A 19,601-nucleotide genomic window follows, 5' to 3' on the forward strand; every position below is an offset into this window, starting at 1 on the left:
TTTTAGAGTTAAATAAAATACTCAAAGAGGAAGTTCTTTCGGATAAAAAAATATTCTAATCGGGGTTACAAAAAATTGTACCATCATTTACTACAATCAAACTTTTTGAAGAAAATTACGATTTTGATCAATGTCAATGTCTATAAAATCAATTTAGCATAATTTTGACGCAATGAAAAAGTAATTAAAAAATGAAAAAGGTACTTGCGCAGCTTATAAAGGACGAAACAACTATAAATGAAGAACAGCTAGATAATGTTCTTTCTTTTTTTAAGCCCTATAATGCATCAAAAAATCAGTTACTGCTTCGGGAAAATCAAACTGCTGATCAAATTTTCTTTATAAATAAAGGATGCCTGCGATTGTATTACAGTAACAATGATCATAGTATATCTACGAGATTCATGGCGTTTGAAAATACTTTTTTAACATCCATTGTAAGCTTCATTTCAAGAGAATCTTCTTTAGAATACATTGAGGCAGTTGAAAATTCAGAACTATTAGTTATTTCCCATCATGATTTTTTCCGTTTAAGAGAAACAATCCCGCAATGGGATAAAATGTACATCTATATTCTTGAATATGGATTAACTGTAATCACATCTAAACTAAATAGCTTACTTACCCAAAATGCATCGGAACGTTATAGAGGTCTTCTTAAAAATAATCCTGAACTGGTTCAGAGATTATCGAATGCAAATCTTGCGGCCTACCTTAATATTTCGCCTGAAACACTCAGTAGAATTAAATCTCAAATATAATATCCTTAAGCAAAAATTAGTATCTGCAGAATACAATTAAAAAAAAACATATGAGAAGCGATGAAGTAAAAAAAGGGGTTCAAAGAACACCTCATAGAGCATTATTAAGAGCAACCGGACTAAAAAATGAGGATTTTGGGAAACCTTTTATTGGTGTAGCCAATTCTTTTATTGAGATTATTCCAGGACATTTTTTTCTAAATAAAGTAGCCGAAATTATCAAAGAAGAAATTAGGGCCAACGGCTGCGTGCCCTTCGAATTTAATACTATTGGAATAGATGATGGAATTGCAATGGGACATGATGGAATGTTATATTCTCTTCCAAGCCGCGAAATTATAGCAAACTCAATTGAAAGTGTGATGAATGCTCATAAACTCGATGCTATGATTGCCATTCCAAACTGCGATAAAATCGTCCCCGGAATGATTATGGGGGCATTGCGGGTTGATGTTCCTACTATTTTTGTTAGTGGTGGACCGATGTCAAAAGGATATACAAAAAATGGCGCGCCAATCGATCTTGCTACCGCATTTGAAGCGGTTGGAAAGCACGAAGCTGGTAAAATTACAGAAGAAGAGTTGTATGATATAGAATGCAATGCATGCCCCAGCGGTGGAAGCTGTTCTGGAATGTTTACAGCCAATTCTATGAACACATTAATGGAAGCTATGGGCATTGCTTTACCCGGCAACGGAACAATACTGGCTCAGACTCCGGAACGTGAAGAATTGTATCGCCAGGCTGCCCGAAGAATCTGTACTATCGCGAAAGATCAAAATGAGATAGAAAAGTTTAAACTAAGGAATATTTTAAACGAAAATGCGGTTAGAAATGCTTTTGCAGTCGACATGGCGATGGGTGGAAGCAGTAATACGGTATTACATATGCTTGCTATTGCAAATGAAGCTGATGTTGATTTCCAATTAAAAGATATTAATACCATTTCGGGAAATGTTTCTCATATTGCTAAAATATCGCCAAGTCTAAGTACGGTTCATATGGAAGATATAAACAGAGCGGGCGGTGTAAATGCGGTTATGAAAGAAATGAACAAAAGAGGCTCAGGAGTTCTGATTGATAATTTGACGATCAGCGGTGAAACTTTATTGGAAAAAATAGCAAATGCTGAAATCAAAGACACTAACATTATTCATACAATAGACAATCCGTATAGCAAAGTTGGCGGACTTGCTATTTTGTATGGCAATCTTGCCGAGCAAGGTGCTGTAATTAAAACTGCCGGCCTTACTGGTACAAGGGTCTTTACAGGAAAAGCAGTTTGTTTTGATGGTCAGACCGAAGCGATTGCGGGAATAATGATGGGAAAAGTAAAAGCTGGAAATGTCGTGGTTATTAGATATGAGGGTCCAAAAGGCGGGCCCGGAATGCAGGAAATGTTGTCTCCAACTAGTTTAATTATGGGGATGGGATTGGGAAGTTCTGTAGCTTTAATAACTGACGGAAGGTTCAGCGGTGCCACCAGAGGCGCTTCAATTGGTCATGTTTCTCCCGAAGCGGCAGAAGGCGGTATGATTGGTCTTCTAAAAGACGGAGATGAAATACATATTGATGTAGATGGATATACCTTATCTGTGAACTTAAGCCATGACGAAATAAATGCCAGAAAAGCAGTATTCCAACCCACTAAAAAAATGTTAACTTCAAAATGGCTTGGACAATATAGAGCATTGGTAACGAATGCAAGTAATGGTGCAGTATTAAAAACTGATTTACTAGGATAAGAATGCATTGTTTTTAAATTTAAAACTTTTTTTGAGTTCAATTATTAGTGAAGTTGCTTAACAGTGAAAAAGAAAGGGTCTGTCGCATCTGTCAGAATCAAATATAAGAATTTAAGTAATTTAAAAGTTAAACGGATAATTTACAGAATGATTTAAACATAGTTCTCCCTGGTCTAAACATCTCAGGCATATGTACAACTTCAATACCGCTCAATGTTCGTCTGGCCGATTTAAAACTTTTATTAGAATGGAATGGATACCTGTTTTGCCACAAAAAGTTAAGGCGTTTTTTAAAAATATTTCACCCGTCTAAGTTTTGTGGCACAATCGTGGCACATGATGATTGGAGTGGATACCTTTTCTGCCACAAAAAGTTAAGGCGTTTTTTAAAAATATTTCACCCGTCATAGTTTTGTGGCGCAATCGTGGCACATGATGTTTTTAAAAATTATAAATTGAACAAAATCAACATGTAAATAACATTCATTAAACTCAACGTTCATCTGCTCGATTCAAAACTTTTAAAGACTTAGCATTTTTATATACATCACTTGATAAGCGATGATCAGTCTTTTGGGTAGTAATATTTCTGCAAGGCTTATTAGAAAATTTAAAATAACTCTTCAGTATGTTGAACATCTTCTAATTCATATACTAACAAAAAAGAGTTGTTACAAATAGTGACAAGCACTACCTACAAACAGCTGAAGATAATCTTTTACAACATTCGCTTTCAACGATTTAACATTTAAATCAGGGCTTGTTTGGAAGTCCAGCAATTGCTATGAATTATCTTCAGCAAAAAGACACTTTACTACAGAATTTAGTAATTAAATTTATCAGCCTCGGACTTGTTGCAGCAAATCATGAGGATAACCTAAAGATACCATACTAAGCTGATCTAAAATCGAAATATGATCTGCAGTAAGCGGAACGGATACTGCCTTTAAAGCATCATTTAAATGAGAGACAGCACGTGCTCCAACTATTGGAAAAGCATCTTTAGACAAAGTCCATGCAAAAGCTACCTGACCCGGTGTAATACCCAGTTCCTCAGAAATGGTGATAAGCGCATCTATAATTTTTTTTGTAACATCGTTTTCGTTGTATTCTGAATTTGAACCGGAGTTTATACGTCCGGATTCTCCCTGACGGTATTTTCCTGTCAACAAACCACCGGCCAATGGTGAATACATCATTATTCCTAAACCAAATTCTGAAGCCATCGGTATAAATTCCCTGTCAGCAGTGCGTTGTATTAAGTTATATTCAATTTGAATGGCACTTAGATTTGCGCTTTTTGCAATTGCAGCGGCCTTCCAAGCAGGAAAATTTGTTAAGCCTGTATAAAGCACTTTTCCAGCATTTACTAAATCTTCCAAACCTCGTACAATCTCATCCATAGGAGTAACACCGTCATCAAAATGTGGCATGTACACATCAATATAATCTGTTTTTAATCGTTTCAGACTTGATTCTACAGCCTGTCTCATTGCTTTGCGATGATTTCCGTAGTTGCTTATTGCTGGATTGCTTTCATTACTTTGTGTGTATTTAGTACAGATTATAAAATTACTTCGCTGATGCTCCATAAACTTACCAACAATTTCCTCGGATTCACCAAGCTGGTAACGGTCAGAAATGTCTATAAAATTTCCTCCGGCATCTGCGTAAGCTGTTAGAATATGTTTCGCTTCTTCGGCCGTAGAGCCATATCCTTTTCGGTTTCCTAACATAGCAGCTCCTAAAACTAACTCACTGGCATATAAACCTGTTTTCTTTCCAAATAACTTATTTTTCATAACTTTTATTTTATGAAGCAAAATTAAGCAGAAAGGTCAAAACATACAATTACGGCTAAATTCACCTATATCAGGTTTTTATTTTTCACTATTTTTACTGTAGAAAATTACCTTATGACTTACAAAAAAAAATTACCTGTTTCCCTTGATTGTGGATTAAATTTATTTCTCGAAGTGATGAATGGAAAATGGAAACTTGCTTTGATCTGGAGTATTTATTCTGGAATTAAAAGACCTGGAGAATTACAAAGGAAAATCCCTAAAGCAAGCCGCAGGGTTTTAGATACACAGCTGAAACAACTCATTGATCATGGAATTCTTTCTAAAGTTGATTTTAACGAAATGCCTTTAAAGGTAGAATATGAATTGACACCTTTAGGACAAACACTTATACCAGTTATTGCTCGTACTGCAAAATGGGGCGAAACGCATCGTGAAACATTAGAAAATTTAATACTCGCACAAAATTAACTTTGGTTTACACTTTGGAGTTGATACCTTTTTTACTACTGTAGAATAATGCTGCAATCTCTTAAACCTAAATATTCGATATTTTTGATATATTTGTAATACAAAAAAAAGAATAATACTACTGTCTGTTAATTAGTTAGTATCTTAATTTTTGTGAATGATTTAATATTGAATAGTAAAATTGAATTTGGGTGCAGAATCGGTGCACAGAGGTTCAAGACATAAATAAAAGTGGCATATACAGCGGTTCCCAGCTTATGGTTCGAATCCTGCTCTCTCCAAAGACAAATTGGATCTGTTACAGATCCTAGCCCCGATAGCAGTGAAAATCCTTTTGTGCCGGTGTTCGGCACAAAAGATTGCAACGAATAGCGGGAAAAAGCTCCAAAAAAATAACATCAAACCGAAAAAGATACAACAAAAAATTACCACAAAAACCACTGTAATTCCCAAAAACCGATCAAAGACCCAAAAACACGCAGCCAAAAACACCCAGCCCCTATGACCCGCAGCACCCTTATAAGGAACCCCAAAGCGGCCCCAAAGACATAACGGTGAAGGACAAGGAAAAGGACCTTATAGAGAATGACCCTTTAAAGGGGTCTCAAACGGATAGGAATACTCAGAGGAGCGATGAGGCTCAAAGCGCGTCCTTTGAAACCATAGCGCCCGAAAAGGATAATCCGGTCAGCAGGGAATTCGAAATTAGGGAACTGGGAAATGACGAGCTTAAAGAAGATGAACTCGCAAGGTATGCATCGCTTGATGGCGCACCCCGAAATAATAAACTTTCTGAGCGCAAGTTTTTAGGTACCCAGATTTGATGCCTGTAAAAAACCATTAATAATAACCGTTTTTTGCAGAGGTGTATTCCCACAGACAGCAAAAATGGCTGAAAACTTTCAGCCTGCAATGAACAAAACAAATAAGCCAGGGCTTGCGGGCCCCGGCGGGAAATTTGTATGAGCTCTGCTGAGCAATAAGCAGCCCAATCAATTCCAAAGCTGACCGCTTTGAAGTGCAGCTGCTGCAAAAATTAAGCCCTAATGATATGCCCGGTTCCCTTGCCAAACACGCTTTTTCGAAACATAAATTCCAACTGTCTCATGGTGGTGGGGATCTCTCCGGGGAAGTATGGGAAATACTGCGGGGAATCTTCGATGACTGTGGGGCTTACTGCATTGATACGAATCCCGTTATCAAGCTCAATGGCCGCTGCACGGACAAATCCTTCCACAGCACCGTTAACAGCTGATGCATTGGCAAAGTTTACCTGAGGCTCATGGGTCAAGGCTCCGGTAATTAGGGTAAAGGAACCTTTCGGGTTGATATAATGCTGACCTATCAGCACCAGGTTGATCTGCCCCATCATTTTTCCTTCCACTCCCTTTCTGAATGCTGCATCATTTAATTTGCCCCATGGACCTACAAATGTCGGGCCTGCCGTTGAAATCAAGGCATCAAATGAGCCGGCCTTCCTAAATAGGTTTTCAATGGATTCCGGTGATGTAATATCAGCATCGATGCCACATCCTTTGGATGCCACTGTGATAACTTCATGCTCCTTTTCCAGTGCTTTGACTAAATGTTTTCCCATAGTGCCGCTTGCACCTACTATAATAATTTTCATAATTGTGAATTTTAATTTTTTTTGGTTTATTTTCTTTGAAAGATATCTCAGGTGTTTTCAATTTGTTAGGACCGAAATGAAGCTGGACAGGACAGAACTCAGATAATGCCTCCTTGTGAGCCCTTATGGGCATCAACATCAAAATTGTTCCAGTATCAGCTTTTTACTGGCTGCCATACCCGCTGCCGTTCCCATTGCAACTGCATTGGCAAGAGTCCTGGCCCGAGAGGCATTGTCCCCCGAAGCATAAATACCTTCAATGGAGGTCTGCTGAAAAGGATCGGTCTTAATATAGCCGTCCTGGGTCATTAGACATCCCAGAGATTCAGGTATTGTGCAGTGCTGTATAAAAGGCCTGGGGGCATACAGAGTACTCAGTGAAGATCTTGTGCCGTCTGTAAACACAATATGCCGGATATGCCCCCCAAGATGTTCCAGCTTACTGATCTGCTTTTCAACAACACTAATATTACGGCGTTTCAGACTGGCATTCTGCCCGGCGTTTATTGCAGATACCCCATTGGTATAGAGGATCAGATCCGGGGTCCAGTTTGAAATCATCTTAGCCAGTTCAAATGCAGGATCACCATTGCCCAGAATCCCTGTCCGGCTACCCCGCACTTCATAGCCATGACAATACGGGCAATGTATAGCTGAAATCCCCCAGCACTCTGAAAACCCCTCAATGGGCGGCATTATATCTTTTATGCCCGTAGCAAAAATTAATTTTAAGGCCTGGAAAGTTTCACCGGTTTCCATCATTATTTCAAAACCTTTGTCCGTTTTCTTTCCACTGGAAGCAAAGCCATTAAGGAATTTTACAGTTTGATACTTTTCTACCTGCTGTTTTCCCACTACGGCGATTCCTGCAGGTGTGCTGCCGTCCCGGGTGAGGAAATTATGGGAATATGGCGTTTGTGCATTGCAGGGCTCACCGCTATTGATAATCAAAACTTGTTTTAATGCCCTTCCCAGTGCCATTGCTGCGGCCAGGCCGGAGTAGCTTCCCCCGATAATAATGACATCAAATTTTTTACTAACTGTACTCATATAAAATGCTCTAAGTGGAAATGGAAAAGTTAAAGCTGCTATTGCCAATCCGGTTTGTTTAATGAACTTACGCCTTGGTCCTGTTAAATCTGTACCGGCAGTGGCGCCGGAACTGAGAGATTCCGTTGTTGTTGGACGATCCATTTTTTACTTTTATTTTTTGGGTTTATAGGTAAACTGTCGCTGGATAAAATCTAAAAACGGAATCCCGGCAAATACGATCCAGGGAACCAGCGCTATGGTGAGTATAAAAGTCCGCTGGTATAAAGGCAATACGGACAATGCATTACCAAAGAGGAATAAAAAAAGTGTAATGGAGGGATAAATGGCCAGCCATATCTTTAAGGATGCCATCAGTTTCATTTTTGTTTTCATACTGATCTGGGTTTGAATTAATTTTATTGGACAAAATTACTTCAGTGGAAAACCTCTATGATAGGACAGAAATGAAGATCCTTAGGACTTATTTAGAGTTTTGCCTAAAGGACTCGGGAGAGAGACCGGTATGCCTTTTAAAAAACCGGGTAAAATAAGAAGGGTCATTATATCCTAAGTCGCAGGCAATCTGGCCCACTTGCTTTGAGGTCGCCAAAAGCTGGCGTTTGGCTTTCAGGATAATATGCTGGTTTATAATCTCAGAAGGGGTTTTAGCAAGTAAAGTTTTTGTAATAGAACTTAGCTGGTAAGACGATAAATTCAATAAACCGGTATATTGTGAAACCTGTTTGTGGGTACTACTGTTTTTTTCCACAAGTTCCAGAAATTGCTCCAATTTTTCCTGTCCATAGGTGTTATCCCCCATAGCCGCAATAGCGTTATCAGGCCGCTGGCGAAGCAGTTCAATAAGAAAAATGCTCAGGTTTGCTTTCAAAACTTCGTGATAGCCTTTGAGTTTGTTTGAATATTCTTTTAATGCCTCTGATACGACAGCCTCGATTCTGCAAAATCCTTCCTGCTCGAGGTTGTAAGCACTGTATTGAATTAGCCTGGTCAGATGCTTTTGGGAGGCACTGTTATGAGAATAAAGAAAATCTGTTTTAAATTGTATTAAATAGCCCGTGCAGCCTGCTTTTAGAAAAAGGTTATGCACCTGGCCGGGACGCATCATAAAAACAGTATGATCTTTTATTTCATAGCCTGTAAAGTCAATATCGTGATGGCCTGTTCCATTATTAATAATTAAAATATAATAGAAATCATGCCTGTGCAGCTCCTGAACCATATCCCTGCCGGACAATAAGGATGTTATTTCCCGTATAGTAAAACTCCCTGTCAATTCAGGTTCACTTTGCTGGCTAATATGGCGGATTGGAATGTTTTCCACAATTTCAATATTCTTTAATGGCTAAATTTTAATCAAAGATAGTAAGTTTATGAAAATTATAATTTACTTCATCCTCTGTGAACAGAATTGTGGCGTATGGTGTTTAAAATAATAATTGAGAATTAAATAGAGATACCACAATTGGGTTTCAATGTGGAGCTTGACAAACCAATATCCCCGCGGCCCTAGCCCCGATTGCTTCGCCAGTTCGCTTCGCTCGTGTGCAGTGGAAATCCTTTTGTGCCGGGGTTCGGCACAAAAGATTGCAACGAATAGCGGCAAAAAGCTCCCAAAAAACATTAAACCTAAAAACTCAGTGAGCAGAATGTCTATTGTATCCAATATCGCACCTACGCGCCTGTTTACCTGATCGCTATTTTATAAATTCAAAGCGTTATTTGTTAAAGAATTCAGTAAATAAGATACAGAGGACTGATAAAACCTTCCAATAGGCAATTGCTTATTTTGAATATTGATATGGTTTGTATTATAACTTGTTATTTTTTTTATGGCAACAAGAAATGAGCGATGAATTCTGAAAAACAGGCCCTCAGGTAATTTTTCTTCCATTTCTGTAATCGACTGATACGTTTTATAACATTCTGTTGCTGTATAAATCAGTAAATAGTTTCCTTGAGATTCAAAATAGTCAATTTCGTCTAAAAAAAGTTTGACCATTTTTCTTTCGCATTTCACAAAAATAAACGCGCGATCAGTTTCCTGAATTTTAGAATGCAAAACGATTTCATTTGATTCCCTAATTTTTGTGTATTTGCTTATCGCTTTTGTAAAACGTCCAAAGGCAATTGGTTTTAAAATATAATCGATGGCTTCAATTTCAAATCCTTCGACCGCATATTCTGTGTAAGCAGTTGTAAAAATTACTGCGGTTTCTGAAGATAAACTTCTCGCAAATTCGATTCCGGATTTTCCCGGTAAATTGATATCTAGAAAAATAAGGTCAATTTTATGCGATTTCAAAATGTTCTGTGCATTTGCAACGCTCGTAAATCTGCCTTTTAAATCTAAAAAATCAAACCGGGCAATATGAAGTTCCAGCAAAATAGAGGCTGGTAATTCATCTTCAATTATAATACAGTTAATTACAGCCATCTTCTATTTTTATTTTTAAGGAAACGAAAAAACTCGTAATTTCATTTTTCACAGTCAAAATATGCTTTTCTGGATAAAGTAGTTCTAATCTTCTTTTAACATTTGCAATTCCAATTCCACTATTCAAATTTTCTGTTGTCTTGCTAATTTCTTTAGGAAGACTATTTTCAATTTTAACAGAAAGCCATCCATTAGTCACCGCAATAGAAATGGTAATCCACGCCTGACCTACTTCATCTAAACTATATTTGAAGCTGTTTTCTATAAACGGAAGTATCAAAAAAGGCTCAATAGAATGATTTTCGATAGTACCGTGAACACTAAAACTCAATTGAAGCTGATTCTCAAAACGCAGTTGCTGCAACGAAATATAATTTTTAAGATAATCTACTTCATTTTGCAAGGAGATATTTCTATTATTTACATCATAGATAGAAAACCGAAGCAAATCGGATATTCTCAGCACAATTTCAGCAGAATCATCTGATTTGGTTAAAATTTTAGAGTACAAGCTATTGAGGACATTGAACAAAAAATGTGGATGAAATTGATTTCGAAGAGAAGATAATTCAGCCTGTAATTTTTGGGATGATATGATTTGAACTTTATTTTTTTCTTCTGCTAAATAATAAAACAGCTTAAAAGCCAGCGGAATAGTTACCACAAATTGGAGTTTACTAATATTATATAAAAAAACCGGAGCAGATAAAATTGGTTCAATTTTCCAGAAAGTCAGATAATAACGAATTATAATGTGATTGTCAATCAAGCGCTGCAAAAAAGCAAAAACTAAAATTAGAAGAATATATACAGTGATAAAAGCAATTGTTTTTTTCCTGAACAAAAAGCGAGGCATTAAAAATTCGACAACGATGGTCACAAAAAGAATTTTAGGCAAAATGCTATACCATTCATTATAAAATGCGGTTAAAAAATCTCCGGCCGGTAAACCTTGAATCAAACTAAAAAGCAAAATATATCCCAGCCAGTATAAAGTATACAATTTAATTTTCATAAATCTATTTTCAGGATCGTATGTAAGTGCCTTCATTTGGATTGTCATTTTCTTATAAATGTAAAAATAATGCTTTTCTATCAAATCAAAATTGCTGTTTGCAATGCAAATAATGCTGTTTAAATAAACTGCTTTTTTAGAATACGAAAGAAAAATATCTTTCGCTGGTAATATTAATCTAAAAATAGTTAGAGATGAAAAAAAGAATCTTTTTTTACTTGGTTTTAATGTGCTGCACATTCATTGTTAATGCCAAAAATATTGACATATATCCAACCAATTGGTGGGTCGGGATGAAAACAAATCCTATTCAATTACTTATTCGAAGTACAGGTGAAGCTTTTTCTTCAGCTGATGTTCTCATAAATTATTCTGGTATAAAGGTTTTGAAAACACACCAATTTTCGAATAAAAGATATGTTGCTGTAGATATTTTAATTTCACCAGACGCGCTACCGGGAAATGTTTCCATTGAAGTAATTCAGAAAGGAAAAAAGCAAAAAATTAATTGGTCGCTTAATTCCAGAAGACCTGGCAATGGAACATTGTATGGGCAAGGAGTAAATTCGGCTGATTTTATCGACTTGATTATGGTGGATCGTTTTAGCAATGGAGATCCTACAAATGATCGTGTTAAAGGAATGAGAGATCAATCGCTGGACAGAAATCAAATGTATGATCGCCATGGTGGTGATTTGCAGGGCGTGATTAATAATTTAGATTATCTGCAGGGATTAGGAATTACCACTTTATGGTTTACTCCGGTAATGGAAAATGATATGATGAACCGAACCGAACATGGTTATGCCATTACAGATCATTATAAAATTGATGCGCGTTACGGTGGAGACACAAAGTATAAGGAACTAAGCAATCAATTGCATCAGCGCGGTATGAAACTCATCTTTGATGCTGTTTACAATCATTTTGGATTGTATCATTTTCTAGAACAAGACCAGCCAGAAAATGACTGGGTGCATCGTTGGCCAGAATATACCCAAACCAATTATAGAGAACAGTCATTATTTGATCCATACGGCACAAAATCTGATCAGAAGAAAATGAGCGATGGCTGGTTTGATAAAATCATGCCCGATATCAATCAGGATAATCCCTACATGGCCAACTTTTTAATTCAGAATTGTATTTGGCACATTGAAACTTTTGGCATAGATGGAGTTCGTTTAGATACATATACTTACAATGATTTAAACTTTGCAAATCGCTGCAATCAGGCAATTTTAAATGAATTTCCTAAAATGACCATTTTTGGAGAGATTATGGTTCACGGAGTAGCCAACCAAGCCTATTTTGAACAAAATAATATGGATACTCCTTTTAAAAGCAATTTACCATCAGTTGTTGATTTTCAAAGTTTATACTACGGAATCATTCCGGCTCTCACTCAACCCTTCGGCTGGACAGAAGGTGTAAATAAACTTTATTATACACTAAGCAGTGATTTTTTAAGTAAAAATCCGATGCAAAAAGTGCTGCTTATAGACAATCATGACGAACCGCGTTTTTTCTCTGTTGTGGGAGAAAATGCAGAGAAACAAAAAATAGGTTTTCAATGGCTGCTTACTTGTCGCGGGATCCCGCAATTATATTATGGTTCTGAAGTATTGGCTAAAGGATTCAAAGCTCCTGATGGTTTGGTTCGTGCTGATTTTCCAGGTGGATGGGCTACAGATTCCAAAAATGCCTTTACAGGAAAAGGATTAACCGATGATGAAAAATCAACTCAGGATTTAGTTCGAAAATTAGCCAATTTCAGAAAAACGTCTTCGGCTTTAACCACCGGAAAAATGATGCATTATATTCCGGTAGATGGCTTGTATGTTTATTTTAGATATGATGCAACGCAAACAATCATGTGTATTATGAATACCAGCAATGCCCAAAAAGAAATTGATTTTCAGAAATACGACGAAAGATCAGCTGGCTTTTCTTCGGGGAAGAATGTAATTACAGATGAAAACTTTTCATTATCGAAAAAAACTTCAATTCCGGCTATGAAAATGTGGATATTGGAACTAAACAAATAATCAGGGTTCTTAGAGATGAAATTCGATTTAATAAAAATCAAGCATATGATTTGTTATAAAAAGACTTTGTTTGTATTGTTATTTTTTTTTCAGTTTAGCTTTGGGCAGTCAGTACCTAAAACAGCTAAAAAAGTTTACACCACAAAAGCTTTAGGTGCTTTGGCTGCACCCGTAATCGATGGATTTCTAACCGATGAAAGTTGGGATATTGTGGACTGGACCGGAGATTATATAGAAAATCTGCCGGATGAAAATACTGAGCCTTCTGAACAGACAAAATTCAAGATTATATATGATAAAGATTTTATTTATTTTGGTTTTAGGTGTTATGACAAAGATCCAAAAGGAATTGTAGAAAGATTATCGAGACGTGATGGTTTTGAAGGTGATTGGATCGAAATAAATATCAGCAGTCATAACGATCAGCTTACCAGTTTTTCATTTGCAGCTTCTGTTGCCGGTGTAAAAAGCGATGGATTTATTTCGGATAATGGAAAAACATGGGATGGAAATTGGAATCCAATCTGGTATTTAAAAACGAATATTGATCAGGAAGGCTGGACTGCCGAAATCAAAATTCCGTTAAGTCAGTTAAAATTTAGTGATCTTCCTGAACAAGTTTGGGCATTGCAGTCTACCAGAAGATATTTCAGAACCGAAGAACGATCTGTCTGGCAGCGAATTCCACTCGATGCGCCAGGCTGGGTCAGTGAATTTGGAGAGTTACGAGGTTTAATTGGTTTATCTCCTAAAAGGCAGATCGAAATTCAGCCCTTTGTACTTTCTAAGTTGGAAACTTATCCAGCGCAAGAAGGAAATCCGTTTAAAACCGGTAATGATTTTAAATTGAACGGAGGTTTAGATGCCAAAATTGGTGTCACTAATGATTTAACATTAAACTTAACTATTAATCCCGATTTTGGACAAGTAGAAGCTGATCCATCTACTATTGTACTAGATGGTTTTCAAGTTTTTTATGATGAACGGCGTCCTTTTTTTGTAGAAAATAAAAACATTTTCAACTATTCTTTTGCTGATGATCAGGATAATTTGTTTTATTCCCGCAGAATTGGACGAAATCCTAACGGACAGCCCAATGTTCCATCTGGTGCTTTTATGTCAATTCCTAATAATACCGCCATTTTGGGAGCAGCAAAATTTAGCGGAAAAACTAAAAATGGCTGGTCAATTGGAATGCTAGAAAGTGTGACAAATAAAGAATATGCCAAAATTCAGGAAAATAGCCGAATTGAAAAGGTATTGGTAGAACCATTAACCAATTATTTTATTGGCAGAGTTCAAAAAGACTTTAATAATCGCAACAGTTATTTTGGTGCTGTTTTTACTGCCGTAAATCGAAATTTAGAAACTAATTTTCTAAACTTTATGCATCAATCTGCTTATACAGCCGGAGTGGATTTTATGCATAATTGGAAAAATAGAAAGTATTATTTTAAAGGCAATTTTGTTGCCAGCAAAGTCGAAGGCAGCGAAGAAGCTATAACAGCTACACAGCGAAATATGACGCATTTATTCCAGAGAACAGATGCCGGACATCTTTCTGTTGATCCTTTAAAAAGATCACTCACAGGAACAGGTGGAAAATTTGAAATAGGAAAAGCTAGTGTTGGAAACTGGCGTTACAAAGGATCTATAATATGGAGATCTCCAGAATTGGAACTAAATGATATTGGTTTTTTAAGGCAGGCAGACGAAATCAAACAATATGCATTAGTGTCTTATGAAACTTTAAAACCTTTCAGTCAGTTTAGAAAAATCACAACCCACCTGGAACAGCTTTCAAATTTTGATTTTGAAGGAAATTACAATAAAATGCAATATTCTTTTAATTCAGATTTTGTATTAAAAAACAATTGGAATTTTACTGCTTTAGCGATTTATAAACCTATAAATTATTCAAACTCTATTTTGCAGGGAGGCCCACGTTTTCGTTATTCTGAAGAGTTTTTTAAATCGGTCAGTATTACTTCAGACAATAGAAAAAAGTTTAAATACAACTTTGCCCTTTATGATACAAAGGGCAAAAACAATTCATTTTCATATACTGAGTTTGCTGCTGGCATTATATATCAGCCCATTAACGCCTTTACTTTTTCTTTAAGCGCTAGTTTTTCTTCAAAGCAAAATAAGCTGCAATATATTACTCAAACCAGTTTTAATACTGATCCCCGATATCTTACGGCAAATCTGAGTCAAAATACTTTAAGTACCTCTATACGATTAGATTATAATATTAATCCAAATTTTACCATTCAATATTATGGCCAGCCTTTTATTTCCAGAGGAAGATACAATGCTTTTAATAAAGTAATAAATCCTGCCGCATTTTATTATGGAGATCGAGTAAGTTTGTTTGATTCAAATCAGATTTATTTTAATGAATTAGAAAATAATTACCAGATTGATGAAGACAAAAATGGGATTACAGATTACAAAATTCAAAATCCGGATTTTGCTTTTGTGCAATTTCGATCCAATTTAGTTGCAAGATGGGAATATATTCCTGGTTCGGAATTATTTTTGGTTTGGTCGCAGGGAATAACATCCGACGGAAATGCGGATGAAAACTTGTTTTCAGAACTGAATTCTCAGATTTTAGGAAGAAAACCAACTAATACTTTTTTGATAAAAATTACATATCGATTTATGCTTTAGTGTATAATAGTTTTTTTTTTAGATACCTGTGTTGGTTTTGTCGCATCTGTCAGAACCTAGCCCCGATTGCTTCGCCAGTTCGCTTCGCTCGTGTGCAGTGGAAATCCTTTTGTGCCGGGGTTCGCCACAAAAGATTGCAACGAATAGCGGGAAAAGCTCCTAAAAAATAATATTAAACCTAAAAATAATATCTTGCATCGGTCAAGACTAAATATTAAGAATGCGAATTGTGTAATAACATACCCACAGGCTGTAACTACAACCGGTCAGGAAAGCACACCTTTGACCTTGCAGCGATGCCCATCCTTTAAGTTTTGAAGTTTAAAGACTTTAAAACAACACAAAAAGAGCATTACAGCCCTTTAGATAACTTAAGTAAACATAAAATGGAAGATTATGTTTATGGACACCCCGGCTGATGCATTTTCTGTATTGGGCGGGTTTTCCATTTTATCATATGAAATAAATATTGACAATTAACTAGGGCTGCAGCAGCAGACACATAACATTTTAATTTCTTTTTGTTCAATATTGAGCAATAGACGATTTCACGACCACAAACTGTAATTAAATTTAAGATTGCAGCGCTAGGGCTCATATAACCCAATCAATTTTCATTATGCCAAATTTAAGATCATAATAAAGTTACTTTATCCTTTGACCATAAAAGTGTATAACAAAAAAGCATCTGTAAAGCAGATGCTTTTTTGTTTGTTTTTTTAAGAATATTAGACCACAACCACATTTACTGCGTTTGGGCCTTTTTTACCTTGTTCTACCTCGTAACGCACCTCGTCGTTCTCACGGATGCTTTCCGACAGCCCTGTGGCATGAACAAAGATTTCACTGCCGCCATCCTTTGGTGTTATAAATCCAAAACCTTTCTCTTCATTATAAAATTTTACTGTACCTTCCTGCATCTTGCTTAAATTATTGATTGGATATAAATATAAGAAATCTAGTATAATTTAACTGAAAAAGAACAATTATATTTAAAACTGTTTAATCTTTCGCAAACCGGATAATTAAATGGGTAACCTCGTGCGCCGATCGGGCCGGTTTGTTCTCATCGGGGACAACCAAACGAAATGGCCCTATCCCATCTGCTAAGGGTTTTCCGTCATTTGAGTCTGCTAAAATAATAACCCGGTTTGTAAAACTCGGATCCAGTTCTGCCAAAGAGAAAACCACCTCATAGCCATCGCTGCATCTGACCAGCAGGTACTTGGCAAGGTTTTCCCCTTTGAGCTCTTTTCCAACAGTGACCCCGGCCAACTGCAGTATTTCAAACACGGGTACCCCTGAATACTGCTGCAACTTCCCATCGCGGTCTTTCATGGTGGCTTCCACGCGTTTCATCTTTGCCAGATCCAACATGCCCAGCGACATGGGCTTTAAAACTTCTCCCTCCACTTTTACTACTGCCTGCTTCACAACACTTTGCGCGGAAATATTCTGCAAAAAGATTACTAAAAATAAGAAGATTAAAATAATACGGGATAAAGGATATTTTTTCATTTTTGTTATTTGAATAGTTAAGCTGTAAGCGCTATAAAATCAAGACATTTACTTTTGAATTAGATGTGGGTCGGAAAACTTTGGATTGTTTGTAAAGGTGGAATCCGTGAGCATATTGAGAAAACTGATGATATCTGATTTTTCACCTGCCGTGAGCCCAAGGCTTTTGCCTCCCACATCGTTAGGCAGGTTTACCAAAGACAGGCTTAAAGTCCGGCTTGGCTGGATATGCTCATTGTAATGATCCAGCACCTGCTGAAGGTTTTAAACCTTCCGTCGTGCATGTATGGGGCGGTGAGGGCAATGTTTCGAAGCGTTACCACCCGAAAGCGTCCCCTGTCATTGGGCATTCCTGTCAGCTCTTCCCGCCCCAGGTCTTTTGGAACAATGTCAAGGCCGTTGTTATGGAATAATTCCATATACATTTTAGGGGTGCCATGGCACTGCGCGCAGCTGGCGCCCCTGATGTTTTTGCCTGCATCAGCGGAATTCATAAACAGTTCCATTCCACTGAGCTCGTGATCTGTTGGCTTGTACTGGCCCCGCAGGTATTTATCATAATTAGAGTTCGCTGAAATCAATGTGCGCTCAAACTGGGCGATTGCCATTGCAATGCGGTCCGCTGTGACTACCGGCGTTCCGAAAGCCTCCCTGAATAGCCCGGGATATAGCTTTGTTTTCTGAAGCTCCTTAACGGCCCTATCCAGATAATTTCCCATTTCATGCGGATCGCCAAGCGGGACCTTTGCCTGGGCTTCCAATCCTTTTGCCCTGCCGTCCCAAAAAAAGTTTCGCACCCAGAGAAGGTTTGCCAGGGACATGGCATTGCGCCTGGTGGGCCTGTCTATTCCCGCACTAAAAGCTTTCCCGTCGGTGAATGCCAGTTTCTGCTGATGGCAGCTCGCGCAGGAAATTGTTTTGCTCGATGAAAGCCTGGTTTCATAAAACAGCATCCTTCCCAGATAAACGCCCTGTCTGGTAGTGGGATTGCTCGCCGGGATACTGATCCGGTTGCCAAAATAATCCGGATATTCCAGTTTATACGGATCTGTATATACAGGCACTGCAGAAGTGGCCGCAATGAATATAGCGGCGGTCACCAGCACCAGTAGCAGGGTAAGTTTTTTATAATGGGATTGTATAGGCATTAATGATCCTTTTAGCATCAAAAATTAATTAAAAAAACGAAGCGTTACAAAGAAATTTCGCCCTTCTTCGGGAAACCCTTCCACAAGGCTGTAATTTCTGTCCAATATATTATTTAATCCGGCATCAAGGCTGAAGTTTTTTAGTATCCTGCCCGAAGCATAGAAATTTAAAAGGGTGTAGTCCGCAACCGCAGTTCCGTAACTGGTGCTGTACCTCGATGAGTTAAACTCGGCATTGGCAATTAACCTTAGAACTTTCAAAGGCTGGTACTCCAGTGTCCCCATTACCTTTGTACCCGGCACATCAGTGAAATGAACCTCCGGGCTTGTCATATTCTTTCTTTCAATATAGGTGTAATTTACATTCAGGGACAGGTTTTCCAAAATGGAATAATCCGCCTGTAGCTCAATACCGCTGTACTGGGCCTTGCCAAAATTCTGCATCTGCGCTTTTCCTGGCTGCACATTACTTACACTTAAAATCGCATCAGTAATGGTACTGTAAAACAAAGCCGTCTGGAAAGTGAGTCTTTCAAAAAACTTTGCCGTATAATTTACCTCATAGTTTATGGCTGTCTCGGGTTTTAAATCAGGATTGGGAATGGCAGTTCCCATTCTGTACGAATAACGGTCTTTGATTGTAGCAAATCTGGTTTTCTGCGAAACGGTTGCCCCTGCCTTTTGATCCTGGTTTAACTCGTAAAATACCCCAACTTGTGCATTATAAGCATCACTTGCATCAGCAGAGGGATAATTAGAAATTATTTTGGTAGCGCTGGTATAATCCTGGGCCTGAATATTTTTTCTTATGTTATAGCTCACTCCCGGAATTACTGTAAATTTATTAGTGACTTTATAAACATCTTCAATTCCTATCAATATTGTATTGTCTATAAAATGACGCACTGGTTCACCCAGATTGTTTTCGCGGTGCACATCTTCCTTAAAATGCACGGCAATTTTGAAATCATTTTTGGGAATAATCTGCGTGTTATATTCTACATTTCCTCCATAGGTATAATCATCGTAAAGACTCTGAAAAGCATATCCCTTTGTCTGGGTGGAATAGGTTTTATCATCATAACTATTGAGTGTGTTTTTAAATTTGTCGTAATATATTCTTGTTTTCAAACTGTTTTTGGCATCCAGATTTGAATTTGAAATGAAGTAATAACTTTCTTTATTCCAAACCGGCCACTGCCAGAAATAACTAAGCTTTCGTCTTGCCCGGAGGGCACGAGATGAAAGCCCGTTGAACGGAACCGCAGGAAGCTTAATACGTATTATGGAGTTTTCGAAG

The 19,601-nt window shown here is 37.5% G+C and carries 17 protein-coding genes; 6 read left to right on the forward strand and 11 right to left on the reverse strand.

The window, feature by feature from the left end; all coding sequences use genetic code 11:
* Positions 1-191: 191 nt before the first annotated feature.
* Positions 192-761 carry a Crp/Fnr family transcriptional regulator gene (locus ACQKCJ_RS03870; protein ID WP_121321573.1) on the forward strand — a complete coding sequence of 190 codons (570 nt, stop codon included), beginning with the start codon at positions 192-194 and terminating at the stop codon, positions 759-761.
* Between the two features lie 50 nt (positions 762-811).
* Positions 812-2,506, forward strand: coding sequence for a dihydroxy-acid dehydratase (gene ilvD, locus ACQKCJ_RS03875; protein WP_121321575.1), 1,695 nt, complete (start codon positions 812-814; stop codon positions 2,504-2,506).
* Between the two features lie 839 nt (positions 2,507-3,345).
* Here ilvD and ACQKCJ_RS03880 read toward each other — a convergent pair.
* Positions 3,346-4,308, reverse strand: coding sequence for an aldo/keto reductase (locus ACQKCJ_RS03880; protein ID WP_121321577.1), 963 nt, complete (start codon positions 4,306-4,308; stop codon positions 3,346-3,348).
* 114 nt (positions 4,309-4,422) lie between these two features.
* Between ACQKCJ_RS03880 and ACQKCJ_RS03885 the strand changes: the two genes are divergently transcribed.
* Together ACQKCJ_RS03885 and ACQKCJ_RS03890 are read left to right on the forward strand one after the other, a co-directional pair.
* Complete coding sequence (locus ACQKCJ_RS03885) at positions 4,423-4,779, forward strand: winged helix-turn-helix transcriptional regulator (RefSeq protein WP_121321579.1); 357 nt, start codon at positions 4,423-4,425, stop codon at positions 4,777-4,779.
* Between the two features lie 554 nt (positions 4,780-5,333).
* Positions 5,334-5,603: a hypothetical protein gene (locus tag ACQKCJ_RS03890; RefSeq protein WP_427401416.1), complete on the forward strand. Its 270-nt coding sequence runs from the start codon at positions 5,334-5,336 to the stop codon at positions 5,601-5,603.
* A 212-nt stretch (positions 5,604-5,815) separates the two neighbouring features.
* Here the strand turns inward: ACQKCJ_RS03890 and ACQKCJ_RS03895 are convergent, their stop codons facing one another.
* From ACQKCJ_RS03895 to ACQKCJ_RS03920, 6 genes are all read right to left on the reverse strand, one after another.
* Positions 5,816-6,409 (reverse strand): short chain dehydrogenase, encoded by a 594-nt coding sequence (locus ACQKCJ_RS03895; RefSeq protein WP_427401417.1) that lies wholly within the window; start codon positions 6,407-6,409, stop codon positions 5,816-5,818.
* 138 nt (positions 6,410-6,547) lie between these two features.
* Positions 6,548-7,603 (reverse strand): NAD(P)/FAD-dependent oxidoreductase, encoded by a 1,056-nt coding sequence (locus tag ACQKCJ_RS03900; RefSeq protein ID WP_427401418.1) that lies wholly within the window; start codon positions 7,601-7,603, stop codon positions 6,548-6,550.
* Between the two features lie 9 nt (positions 7,604-7,612).
* On the reverse strand, positions 7,613-7,834 hold the full coding sequence (locus tag ACQKCJ_RS03905; RefSeq protein ID WP_230038382.1) for a hypothetical protein: 222 nt from the start codon (positions 7,832-7,834) through the stop codon (positions 7,613-7,615).
* An 88-nt stretch (positions 7,835-7,922) separates the two neighbouring features.
* The gene (locus ACQKCJ_RS03910) at positions 7,923-8,783 is read right to left on the reverse strand and encodes an AraC family transcriptional regulator (protein ID WP_427401419.1); all 861 of its coding nucleotides are present in this window, start codon (positions 8,781-8,783) and stop codon (positions 7,923-7,925) included.
* 378 nt (positions 8,784-9,161) lie between these two features.
* Entirely contained in the window at positions 9,162-9,896 is a 735-nt protein-coding gene (locus ACQKCJ_RS03915; RefSeq protein WP_121321641.1) for a LytR/AlgR family response regulator transcription factor, read from the reverse strand.
* Entirely contained in the window at positions 9,883-10,947 is a 1,065-nt protein-coding gene (locus ACQKCJ_RS03920) for a sensor histidine kinase (RefSeq protein ID WP_427401420.1), read from the reverse strand. Before ACQKCJ_RS03920 ends, ACQKCJ_RS03915 begins: the two co-directional genes overlap by 14 nt.
* A gap of 158 nt (positions 10,948-11,105) precedes the next feature.
* Here ACQKCJ_RS03920 and ACQKCJ_RS03925 point away from each other — a divergent pair, with 158 nt between their 5' ends.
* Together ACQKCJ_RS03925 and ACQKCJ_RS03930 are read left to right on the forward strand one after the other, a co-directional pair.
* Entirely contained in the window at positions 11,106-12,959 is a 1,854-nt protein-coding gene (locus ACQKCJ_RS03925; protein WP_427401421.1) for an alpha-amylase family glycosyl hydrolase, read from the forward strand.
* Positions 12,960-13,004: 45 nt separating this feature from the next.
* Entirely contained in the window at positions 13,005-15,635 is a 2,631-nt protein-coding gene (locus tag ACQKCJ_RS03930) for a DUF5916 domain-containing protein (protein ID WP_071638154.1), read from the forward strand.
* A gap of 728 nt (positions 15,636-16,363) precedes the next feature.
* On the opposite strand, the gene ACQKCJ_RS03935 is transcribed toward ACQKCJ_RS03930, so the two are convergent.
* The 4 genes from ACQKCJ_RS03935 to ACQKCJ_RS03950 all read right to left on the reverse strand — a co-directional run.
* Positions 16,364-16,555, reverse strand: a complete 192-nt coding sequence (locus ACQKCJ_RS03935) for a cold-shock protein (RefSeq protein ID WP_427401422.1) — start codon at positions 16,553-16,555, stop codon at positions 16,364-16,366.
* Positions 16,556-16,637: 82 nt separating this feature from the next.
* On the reverse strand, positions 16,638-17,153 hold the full coding sequence (locus tag ACQKCJ_RS03940; protein WP_131423805.1) for a molybdopterin-binding protein: 516 nt from the start codon (positions 17,151-17,153) through the stop codon (positions 16,638-16,640).
* A 206-nt stretch (positions 17,154-17,359) separates the two neighbouring features.
* Positions 17,360-18,301, reverse strand: coding sequence for a cytochrome-c peroxidase (locus ACQKCJ_RS03945; protein ID WP_427401423.1), 942 nt, complete (start codon positions 18,299-18,301; stop codon positions 17,360-17,362).
* Between the two features lie 24 nt (positions 18,302-18,325).
* A partial coding sequence (locus ACQKCJ_RS03950) for a TonB-dependent receptor (protein WP_427401424.1) occupies positions 18,326-19,601 on the reverse strand: 1,276 nt, incomplete at its 5' end.

The sequence above is a fragment of the Flavobacterium sp. NPDC079362 genome, from assembly GCF_050267765.1.
Classification (GTDB): domain Bacteria; phylum Bacteroidota; class Bacteroidia; order Flavobacteriales; family Flavobacteriaceae; genus Flavobacterium; species Flavobacterium azizsancarii.

Excerpts from the sequence above, each read along its gene's own strand:
- ACQKCJ_RS03900 (WP_427401418.1), bottom strand. The coding sequence starts at position 7,603 with ATGGATCGTCCAACAACAACGGAATCTCTCAGTTCCGGCGCCACTGCC.
- ACQKCJ_RS03930 (WP_071638154.1), top strand. The coding sequence starts at position 13,005 with ATGATTTGTTATAAAAAGACTTTGTTTGTATTGTTATTTTTTTTTCAG.
- ACQKCJ_RS03935 (WP_427401422.1), bottom strand. The coding sequence starts at position 16,555 with ATGCAGGAAGGTACAGTAAAATTTTATAATGAAGAGAAAGGTTTTGGA.
- ACQKCJ_RS03895 (WP_427401417.1), bottom strand. The coding sequence starts at position 6,409 with ATGAAAATTATTATAGTAGGTGCAAGCGGCACTATGGGAAAACATTTA.
- ACQKCJ_RS03920 (WP_427401420.1), bottom strand. The coding sequence starts at position 10,947 with ATGAAGGCACTTACATACGATCCTGAAAATAGATTTATGAAAATTAAA.
- ACQKCJ_RS03905 (WP_230038382.1), bottom strand. The coding sequence starts at position 7,834 with ATGAAAACAAAAATGAAACTGATGGCATCCTTAAAGATATGGCTGGCC.
- ACQKCJ_RS03870 (WP_121321573.1), top strand. The coding sequence starts at position 192 with ATGAAAAAGGTACTTGCGCAGCTTATAAAGGACGAAACAACTATAAAT.
- ilvD (WP_121321575.1), top strand. The coding sequence starts at position 812 with ATGAGAAGCGATGAAGTAAAAAAAGGGGTTCAAAGAACACCTCATAGA.
- ACQKCJ_RS03945 (WP_427401423.1), bottom strand. The coding sequence starts at position 18,301 with ATGCCTATACAATCCCATTATAAAAAACTTACCCTGCTACTGGTGCTG.
- ACQKCJ_RS03880 (WP_121321577.1), bottom strand. The coding sequence starts at position 4,308 with ATGAAAAATAAGTTATTTGGAAAGAAAACAGGTTTATATGCCAGTGAG.
- ACQKCJ_RS03925 (WP_427401421.1), top strand. The coding sequence starts at position 11,106 with ATGAAAAAAAGAATCTTTTTTTACTTGGTTTTAATGTGCTGCACATTC.
- ACQKCJ_RS03885 (WP_121321579.1), top strand. The coding sequence starts at position 4,423 with ATGACTTACAAAAAAAAATTACCTGTTTCCCTTGATTGTGGATTAAAT.
- ACQKCJ_RS03915 (WP_121321641.1), bottom strand. The coding sequence starts at position 9,896 with ATGGCTGTAATTAACTGTATTATAATTGAAGATGAATTACCAGCCTCT.
- ACQKCJ_RS03940 (WP_131423805.1), bottom strand. The coding sequence starts at position 17,153 with ATGAAAAAATATCCTTTATCCCGTATTATTTTAATCTTCTTATTTTTA.